This is a genomic window from Mucilaginibacter sp., from assembly GCF_041663085.1.
Classification (GTDB): domain Bacteria; phylum Bacteroidota; class Bacteroidia; order Sphingobacteriales; family Sphingobacteriaceae; genus Mucilaginibacter.
The window spans coordinates 1-8785 of sequence record NZ_JBAZRC010000181.1; the positions used below are offsets into that span (position 1 = coordinate 1).

The window sequence follows — 8785 nt, forward strand, 5'->3', positions numbered from 1 at the left end:
AAGCTAAGTATACCCCGGGTGTGTCAGAAGAAATTACCCCCGCCGACCTGCCCGGAGATAAGGTGCAAGAGATAGCCGATATCGTTACCCAGGCATACCTTCGGTTAAACTGCCGCGGCATGGTGAGGATAGATTTTATATTGTTAGAAGGTACCCAGGAGTTTTACTTTATTGAAGTGAACACCACCCCGGGCCAATCTGCAAACAGCCTGATACCACAACAGGTGAGGGCGGCAGGCATGAGCGTTGCCGACTTTTACGGGCAGCTTATTGAAGGCGCAATGTAGGCGTTTAAGAGAGAATTCATAGCTTTTTTGGACGTTTAAGGGCGTTTAAAGGGCGTTTTGGGGCGTTCTGAGGCCGTTTTTTGGTCGTTTTTTTACATGCTTTTCTTGTTGGTAATGTTTGAATTTTGTAACTTTGCCTTATGGCAGTTACAGAAACGATAGAAGATTTTTACAAGCAAAAGTTTAACTGGCTACCCGATAACCTGGGCCAGGATATTGGCCACTTCAATGTATTTAGGTTGGAAGATTGTTACCGGCCCGATGCCAAGCCTATAGTGTACGCACGCCGAGATTTTTACAAAATAAGTATGGTGCGCGGTAAAAACGTTGTGCACTATGCTGATAAAAGTATCGAAATTGACGGCTGTACGCTGGTTTTCTTTAATCCTACGGTTCCGTATACGTTTGAGCATCATAGTAATATCCGCTCGGGGGCGTTCTGTATTTTCAGGGAGTCGTTTTTTACAGAGATGCTGCGCCGTAATATACATGAGCTGCCCATGTTTGGGCCAAACGGCACCCCCACGTATTTATTAAACGCCGAACAGGAGGTATACGTAAGCCAGGTGTTCGACAAGATGCTGGGCGAAATAAACTCTGATTACCGTTTTAAATACGATCTGCTGCGCAACTACCTTACCGAATTAGTGCATTATGCTTTAAAGATACAGCCGCAAGAGGTTCTTTACCAGCATCCTGACGCCAATTCGCGCATCACTTCTATATTTACCGAGCTGCTGGAGCGTCAGTTCCCGATAGAAACCCCCTCACAGCGGTTTAGCCTGCGGTCGGCAAAAGATTTTGCTGATAGGCTGGCCGTTCACGTAAACCACCTCAACAGGGCTATCCGCCAAACCACGGGTAAAACCACTACCCACCATATCTCAGAGCGTTTGACGAGCGAAGCAAAGGCTTTGCTGAGGCACACCAACTGGAATGTATCAGAAATAAGCTATTGCCTTGGCTTTGAAGAGCCTGCGCATTTTAACAATTTCTTTAAAAAACAAACCAGTTCAACGCCTTCTTCTTACAGGTCTGTTTGAATTTCGTAGTTATTTGTTTGAATCGTGCAAACGCATGGGTGTGTTGTTGTTTTAATTTTGTAACATGCAAAACACCAATATTACAAACAAAACAAAAACATGGTTTATTACAGGCGCATCTAAGGGGTTCGGGCTCAGCCTGGTAAAACAATTGCTGGCTAAAGGCCAAAACGTAGCAGCAACATCACGTAACCTGGCCGAACTGGTCATAGCGGTAGGCTCAACCGCCGACAACTTTTTCCCGCTTGAGGTAGACCTCACCAACGAGGATAGCGTAGGCTGCGCTATGCATAAAACAAAAAAAGCCTTTGGGAGCATAGATGTTGTGATCAACAATGCCGGCTACGGTATTGGCGGCAGCATCGAAGAATTAACCGATGATGAAACCCATGCTAATTTTAACGTAAATGTATTTGGCACACTGAACGTTATACGTATGGTAATGCCATATATGCGCTATCAGCAATCGGGCCATATTATCAACATTTCGTCAATAGCAGGCATTGCGCCGGGCACGGGCTGGTCGGTTTATGCGGCTACAAAATTCTCTATAGAGGGGTTATCAACCGTTTTGGCCGAAGATGTACGCGAATTTGGCATCAAGGTAACCGTAGTTGCCCCGGGCGCTTTCCGTACCAGCTTTTTAACACCCGAATCGTTAACCATAGCTAAAAACCCGATGGAGGAGTACACAGCGGTAAGGGCAAGCCACGGCAAATACCTGCAAATGGACGGCCAGCAAGCCGGCGACCCGGAAAAAGCCGCAGCGGCGATCATTAATGTAGCCTACCAGGAAAACCCGCCGCTACACCTGCTGTTAGGTGCTGATGCCTATGACCGTGCCATGGCGCAACTTGAAAAGCTGGAAAAGGAGTTTCGCTTTAACGAGGAGTTGAGCAGATCTATGGCGTACAGCGCGTAAAAAAAACACCACTGGTTACTGTTTGAAATTTGCAATTTTAGTCAAAAAATACGTGGCCTTAAAACGCCTTAAAACGGCCTCAGAACGCCCCAAAACGGCCTTAGAACGCCTTTTAGTAGCATTGAATTGCCCGTGTACACCCCTGAAACGGATGCAATGGCCCTCTCCGAAGGCCTTAACTAGTATAGGAAAAATTATCTAAAAGAAAAACATATAATATGAACAATCAAAAAGTATGGTTTGTAACCGGTGCCTCAAAAGGCCTGGGACTAAGCCTTGTTAAGCAATTATTAAATAAAGGATATAACGTAGCTGCAACATCGCGCAGCATTGCCGACCTGGAAAAAGCGGTAGGCAAAACAGAAAGCTTTTTACCGTTGGCCGTAAATATTGCCGATGAGCAAAGTGTAAACGATGCCATCAGCCAAACCATTAGCCTTTTCGGTAAGATAGATGTGGTGGTTAACAATGCCGGTTACGGCCTTGTAGGCGGGCTTGAAGAGTTAAGCGATGCGGAAGCACGCGACAATTTCGATGTAAACGTATTTGGCTCGTTAAACGTTATCCGTGCTGCAATGCCGCATCTGCGTGAACAGCAATCGGGGCATATATTTAATATCTCATCAATAGGCGGCTTTACCGGCAACTTTCCGGGTTTTGGCATCTACTGCGCTACCAAGTTTGCAGTACAGGGTTTTACCGAATCGTTAGCTGCCGAGATCAAAGCATTCGGTGTAAAAGCAACCATCGTTTCGCCGGGCTACTTCAGGACAAATTTCCTGAACCCGGATTCGTTAAGTGTGCCTAAAAACGAGATTGCCGAGTATAAAGCAGTGCGGGATGTGCAGGCGGCCCACCAGCATCATATTAATGGTAACCAGGCAGGCGATCCTGAAAAGGGTGCGGCAGCTATAATTACCGTTGCCGAGGCCGCAGAAGCACCGATGCATTTGTTTTTGGGCCAGGATGCATATGATATTGCCTACCAAAAAATGAATGATGTAAAAGCCGACCTGGAAAACTGGAAGGAGCTAAGTACTTCTACAGGGTTTACTGTGGCAAGCTAAGGTAATAATCGTTCAAGGTGATTTTTATAAAGCAAAGCCTATCCGTATTACGGATGGGCTTTGCTTTTACCCCCGTTTTCAATTGAACCATGGTGGCCATAAGAGTAAAATAGGGCTGAACAACTCTATAAATTTTATGTTGTTGCTGTATGGATTTTACAATTGAACTGGAGGATATCATCAGTATGTTGATGTCTGTTGTGTGCGGTGGCATAATAGGCTTTGAGCGGGAATACAAAAATAAATCGACCGGGTTCAGAACCATAGTGTTAATAACACTTGGCTCAACCATATTCACCATCGTATCAAGGCACGGTGCCGGCGCGGATGACAGGATCTCGGCAAATATAATTACCGGGATAGGCTTTATAGGTGCGGGGGTAATATTTAAAGATAGGATGTCGGTAATGGGGTTAACCACTGCCGCTGTAATATGGACGGCTGCTGCCATAGGCATGACAACCGGTATCGGCTATCATTCGCTGGCATTTGTGTTTACTATTATTACCATGATCATACTGGTTTTGGTAGATAAAGTGGAATTCCTGATAAGCCGGATGAATAAGAATAAAATGCTTAACATTAGTTTTAACAGCGCAGATATAACCCAGTTACAAGCCCTTGAAGAAGTGATAAAAAGGCATCATCTTAAAAGCAAACGCATTGAATTATTTAAGAACGAAGAAGTGCTTTGTGTGGTGATGAACATAACCGGTATAAAAAAGAATGTAGACCTTTTAAGCGAAGAAATGGTTAATATGAGCGAAATAAAAAGTTTTCATTAAGTGCACTGCAAAGCGTAGAGGTTTTTGACAGGCTCATCCTGATACCGATTTTAACCTACAACTGATATTGATTAGCAAACTGAATCAACGCTCCAACAGATGATACCTGTAGCTTCCTGAAAATATTTTTGCGGTGCGTTTCTACCGTAAAGCCGCTTAAAAAAAGCTTGCCGGCAATCTCCTTACTGCTATAGCCTTTTTTGATGAGCGAAATGATCTCTATCTCTCTTTTTGATAGTTTTAATTTACGTGCAAAGCTTTCCTCAAAAACGTTTTCATGAATATCTGCAGGTTCTGTTGGGGTATGGGTTGTATAAACATATTCGCCCCGTATAATTTGCTGTAACGCTATTTTTAACTCGGAAGCCTTGGTGTGTTTTAATAAATAACCATTTATGCCGTTTGCCTTGCAAAAACTTAATATTTTATGATCATCATACATGGTAATGAATGCTATCTTCATATCGGCATGCCTTTTCCTGATCATGACCGCGGCATCCGTACCCGATAGGTACGGCATATTAATATCTAACAATATTAGCTGCGGAGTAAACTTATTTAAAGCCTGTATCAATTTTTTACCATCGGTTACTTTTTCCACCACATTGTATTCACCGGTAGAGGCTAACAAAGTTTCGAGCCCTTCGGCAAAAAGTTCATGGTCGTCGGCAATTATAATATCTATCATGGTTGTTAAATTGGGATATTTATGATGTGCGTTGTGCCATTTTTCCCGCTATCGGTAATCAGGTCGCCCTTTAAAAAATTCACACGCGATTGGATGTTTTGCAGCCCAATGCCTTTTTTATTGGTAGTATGGTCCATGCCTATGCCATTATCGTAAGTAATTATCTGTAAGCTGTCGTCAAGTACAGATAATTGTACCGTGGCTTCAGATGCTTCCGCGTGCTTAACAATATTATTAAGTAGCTCGTTAATAATACGATATAGGGTAATTGCGTAAATAGGACTTATCTTTTTTTCGTCGCCCTCCTTTACAAATTCAAACTGGGTATTGCCCCCGGCATTCAAATCGTTTATCCGGTTTTGGAGAGTTTCAAAAAGGCCCGAGTCTATAAAATCCTGGGGAAGCAGGTCGTGTGATATGCTGCGTACATCGCTGGTAACTTTTAAAACCAGGCTAAGCGCCTTTGCGAAATAATTTTTAAGGTAAATGTTATCGGCCATCTGCTCATCAGGCAAATTGCTGATGTGTAACTGCAATGCGCCCAGGGTAGCGCCTACGTCATCATGCAGGTCTTCGGCCAGCCTGCGGCGTTCCTGTTCCTGTGTGCTTACAATTTTTTCGGTAAGCTGCTGTTGCTGGTTATTAAGCTCTATCAGTAATTGTTCTTTTTCTTTACGGAAAAGGCTGTACCGGGCGGTAAGCGCAAATGAAAGGATGATGATCTCGATTGTTAAGCCAACCACCATGCCATTGGGCTCAACTAAATTTATATTGGTTAAACCTATATAATTAAAATAGATATTTAGCGTGCCAATTACACCAAAACTGATGGCAATAAGATATACTACCGCTTGTTTTGAACCCTGTATTACTTTTTCAATTACGCCGGCTAACAATAATATACATCCTGCACAAAAAACAATATCCCCCTCGTTAAAAAGTATGGTGCTTAATGTGTTATTTAACTTTATAGCGAATATGGCTATTAATATTTCTGCAAAAATGCGGCAGCCCAGTAATATCATTACCAGTTTGGTAAGCAGGTAAAATTTACTGTTATCCCTTTTTTGATTAGTGAAAAGCTGCATTACATACAGCCACAAAAGCATACAACCGTACCACCAGTATTCCTCGTTAAGCGCCCATCTAAAACCCGGGAAGTTTTTAAGCACAAACTCATAGGTAATACCATCTTCCATCATCAGGTAAACCAACGTGGCAAAAACATAAAAGGCATACCAAAGGTGCAGCTTATCTTTTAATGAGAAATAAAGGAACAGGCTAAAAACAATCACAAACAAAAATATCCCGGTATAAACAGCCAGTAACTGGTACCGGCCGGTTTCAGATGCCATATAGTTATCTGCATTTTTAAAGCCAAAGGGCATGTACATGTAATTGGCATCGTTACGGGCCCTTAAATAATAAGTGAACGTACTATCGGCAGGTATGGCAATTTTAAACAGGAAGTTGCGATTAGGGATAGGCCTGCTGGTGTAAGGGTAGTTAAAACCTGTAAAAACCTCTGGCAGCACTTTATTGCCGGTTTGCTTATATAACCACAACGTGTCAACATGCTCATGTATCCCTAAAAATAGCAGTCTGGCACGTTTATCGGTGTTTTTGATGATAACCTTAAACCAAAAGGCCGAAAAGGTGATGCCGGCGTTAAAGGTAGTTATGGCATCAGGCTTTTTAAATTTGCCACTGTTAAACAACGTTACTGCCTTACCAACGGGCATTACCCTGCTGGTATCTTCAATATAGGCCATGTGCGGCAATATTTTGTAGCTGTTTTTATCGGTAATAAACATGGTATCGGCTTTTTGCGCCAGTAATTGCTGTTGTGCAAATAGCGATACCGAGAGGAATAAAAACAGTTTAAGTGTTTTCAAATTGGTTTATGAATGATAAGGATATGTTTAGCCCGTGCTAAGGTTCTGATAACAAACCTAATGCACCAGCCAAGTTAATAAAATACCCGGAAACAGGTATAGGGTTAGCGTAGCGGCTGCTAAATAATTAATAAGAAACTGCAGAGCAAGTTTGAGGATGAAATTTCAATTATGACAAACCCCGGATACAGCATTAAGCTAATATGAGCGTATATTAGCGTTGAAAAACTATAACACAAAAACTTTAAAAAACACCTATGATACCAGCAAAAGCGTATGCGGCACAGGATGCCCAAACAGACCTTGCACCATGGAGTTTTGAGCGCCGCGAAGTTGGCCCCCATGATGTGCAATTTGATATTTTATTTTGTGGCGTTTGCCACTCCGATCTGCACCAGATCAAAAACGATTGGTTCCCGGGGATCTTCCCGATGGTGCCCGGCCACGAGATTGTTGGCCGTGTTATAAAAGTGGGCGACCACGTTAAGAATTTTAAAGTGGGCGACCTTGCGGGTACCGGCTGTATGGTTGATTCATGCCAGGAATGCGAGAACTGCAAGCAGGACCTGGAGCAATATTGCCTTAACGGTGGCAGTACACAAACTTACAATAGCTATGAGCGCGATGGTAAAACGCCTACTTATGGCGGTTACAGTAATACTATTGTAGTGCGCGAGGAGTTTGTACTGCATATTTCAGAAAAACTTGACCTTGCAGCCACCGCACCATTATTGTGCGCGGGTATTACCACCTACTCGCCATTAAGGCACTGGAAAGTTGGTAAAGGCCATAAACTTGCCGTATTGGGCCTTGGCGGCCTTGGCCACATGGCGGTTAAATTTGGCGTTGCCTTTGGTGCCGAGGTTACTGTATTAAGTACTTCGCCTAAAAAAGAGGCTGATGCTAAAAAATTAGGCGCGCATCATTTTGTGGTAACGTCTGACCCTGAGCAGATCAAAGCCGCGACAGGTACGTTCGATTTTATATTGGATACCGTATCTGCCGAGCATGATTTTAACATGTACCTGAGCCTGTTGCGTACCAACGGTACCATGATATGCGTAGGCGTACCGTCAGAGCCTGCTAAAGTTGCCGCATTCAGTTTACTTGGCGGCCGTAAAAGCCTTGCCGGTTCGGGTATTGGCGGCATAGCCGAAACTCAGGAAATGCTTGATTTTTGTGCCGAGCACAACATTGTTTCAGATATCGAGATCATTGACATGAAAGACATCACCAAATCATACGAGCGGATGCTTAAAGGCGATGTGCGTTACAGGTTTGTGATTGATATGGCAACGCTGTAAGCATCTTATTTCTTAATTTTAATAAAAAAGCAGGTACTTGAAAATGTGCCTGCTTTTTTATTAAATAGTATATATTTGTTAATATATGATACGGGAAAAATTTAATAAAGATATTATTAATAGAATTGATAAGCATCAACGTTTTGATAATGCAGAATTTATAATTAGCGCTACAAAAAACGGATCTTCTACTATTTTGGTAATTACTTACAAGTTTAAACCTGAATATAGAATTCTATTTAACGTCCCTTCAACATCAACAACAGATAAGGATGGATATTCGCCATACTATGCTTTTAGTGGAAAAGTGAGCCCAGGGCCTTTAGCATATGAAGAAACTTTTTCATTTAAAGGTGAAGGTGTCTTGTTTGACAAAATAGATATTTGGCTTAACTCAATTTGGGAAGAAATATCGTCAAGTCCGATTGTTAAACAAGTTGAGAATCAACAGACCAAAATCGACGAAATCCTTGAAAATTTTGATTCTTTAGATGATAAGTTTTTTACTCTCCAAGAAGCTGAAGATCTTAAAACAAGATTAGACGAATTAGAAGAAACGTTGAAAGAACTCATAATAAATCATGTTCACTATAAAGAGAATAAAGAAGAGGAACTCTCTCGTCTTCATTTGGATATCGATACTTTGAAGCAGACTGTCAATTCTTTTAACAAAAAAGGTTGGGTGAAAAGTTTTGTAGGGAAAATGTTTAAGTGGACTTCAGATGAAGAAAATAAAAAGCTTTTACAGGGCGGATATTCTTTTGTAAAACAATTCTTGCCGGAAAATATTAAAA

8 protein-coding genes and 1 pseudogene are annotated in these 8785 nt (G+C 42.2%); 7 read left to right on the plus strand and 2 right to left on the minus strand.

Going from position 1 to position 8785, the window contains the following annotated elements; all coding sequences use genetic code 11:
- From WC615_RS21255 to WC615_RS21275, 5 genes and pseudogenes are all read left to right on the plus strand, one after another.
- Window positions 1-287, plus strand: a pseudogene (locus WC615_RS21255) (D-alanine--D-alanine ligase); the annotation flags it as partial.
- Window positions 288-427: 140 nt separating this feature from the next.
- Window positions 428-1330 (plus strand): helix-turn-helix domain-containing protein, encoded by a 903-nt coding sequence (locus tag WC615_RS21260; protein WP_372980061.1) that lies wholly within the window; start codon window positions 428-430, stop codon window positions 1328-1330.
- Window positions 1331-1394: 64 nt separating this feature from the next.
- Window positions 1395-2252, plus strand: coding sequence for an SDR family NAD(P)-dependent oxidoreductase (locus WC615_RS21265; protein ID WP_372980062.1), 858 nt, complete (start codon window positions 1395-1397; stop codon window positions 2250-2252).
- Window positions 2253-2470: 218 nt separating this feature from the next.
- Window positions 2471-3319, plus strand: a complete 849-nt coding sequence (locus WC615_RS21270) for an SDR family NAD(P)-dependent oxidoreductase (RefSeq protein ID WP_372980063.1) — start codon at window positions 2471-2473, stop codon at window positions 3317-3319.
- A gap of 149 nt (window positions 3320-3468) precedes the next feature.
- A complete protein-coding gene (locus tag WC615_RS21275; protein WP_372980064.1) occupies window positions 3469-4104 on the plus strand; it encodes an MgtC/SapB family protein in 636 nt (211 codons plus the stop codon).
- Between the two features lie 55 nt (window positions 4105-4159).
- Here the strand turns inward: WC615_RS21275 and WC615_RS21280 are convergent, their stop codons facing one another.
- Together WC615_RS21280 and WC615_RS21285 are read right to left on the minus strand one after the other, a co-directional pair.
- Window positions 4160-4792, minus strand: a complete 633-nt coding sequence (locus WC615_RS21280) for a response regulator (RefSeq protein WP_372980065.1) — start codon at window positions 4790-4792, stop codon at window positions 4160-4162.
- Between the two features lie 5 nt (window positions 4793-4797).
- A complete protein-coding gene (locus tag WC615_RS21285) occupies window positions 4798-6687 on the minus strand; it encodes a 7TM diverse intracellular signaling domain-containing protein (RefSeq protein ID WP_372980066.1) in 1890 nt (629 codons plus the stop codon).
- Between the two features lie 257 nt (window positions 6688-6944).
- On the opposite strand from WC615_RS21285, the gene WC615_RS21290 reads away from it, so the two are divergent.
- The gene (locus WC615_RS21290) at window positions 6945-7991 is read left to right on the plus strand and encodes an NAD(P)-dependent alcohol dehydrogenase (RefSeq protein ID WP_372980067.1); all 1047 of its coding nucleotides are present in this window, start codon (window positions 6945-6947) and stop codon (window positions 7989-7991) included.
- An 85-nt stretch (window positions 7992-8076) separates the two neighbouring features.
- A partial coding sequence (locus WC615_RS21295; RefSeq protein WP_372980068.1) for a hypothetical protein occupies window positions 8077-8785 on the plus strand: 709 nt, incomplete at its 3' end.

Excerpts from the sequence above, each read along its gene's own strand:
- WC615_RS21260 (WP_372980061.1), top strand. The coding sequence starts at position 428 with ATGGCAGTTACAGAAACGATAGAAGATTTTTACAAGCAAAAGTTTAAC.
- WC615_RS21265 (WP_372980062.1), top strand. The coding sequence starts at position 1,395 with ATGCAAAACACCAATATTACAAACAAAACAAAAACATGGTTTATTACA.
- WC615_RS21270 (WP_372980063.1), top strand. The coding sequence starts at position 2,471 with ATGAACAATCAAAAAGTATGGTTTGTAACCGGTGCCTCAAAAGGCCTG.
- WC615_RS21275 (WP_372980064.1), top strand. The coding sequence starts at position 3,469 with ATGGATTTTACAATTGAACTGGAGGATATCATCAGTATGTTGATGTCT.
- WC615_RS21280 (WP_372980065.1), bottom strand. The coding sequence starts at position 4,792 with ATGATAGATATTATAATTGCCGACGACCATGAACTTTTTGCCGAAGGG.
- WC615_RS21290 (WP_372980067.1), top strand. The coding sequence starts at position 6,945 with ATGATACCAGCAAAAGCGTATGCGGCACAGGATGCCCAAACAGACCTT.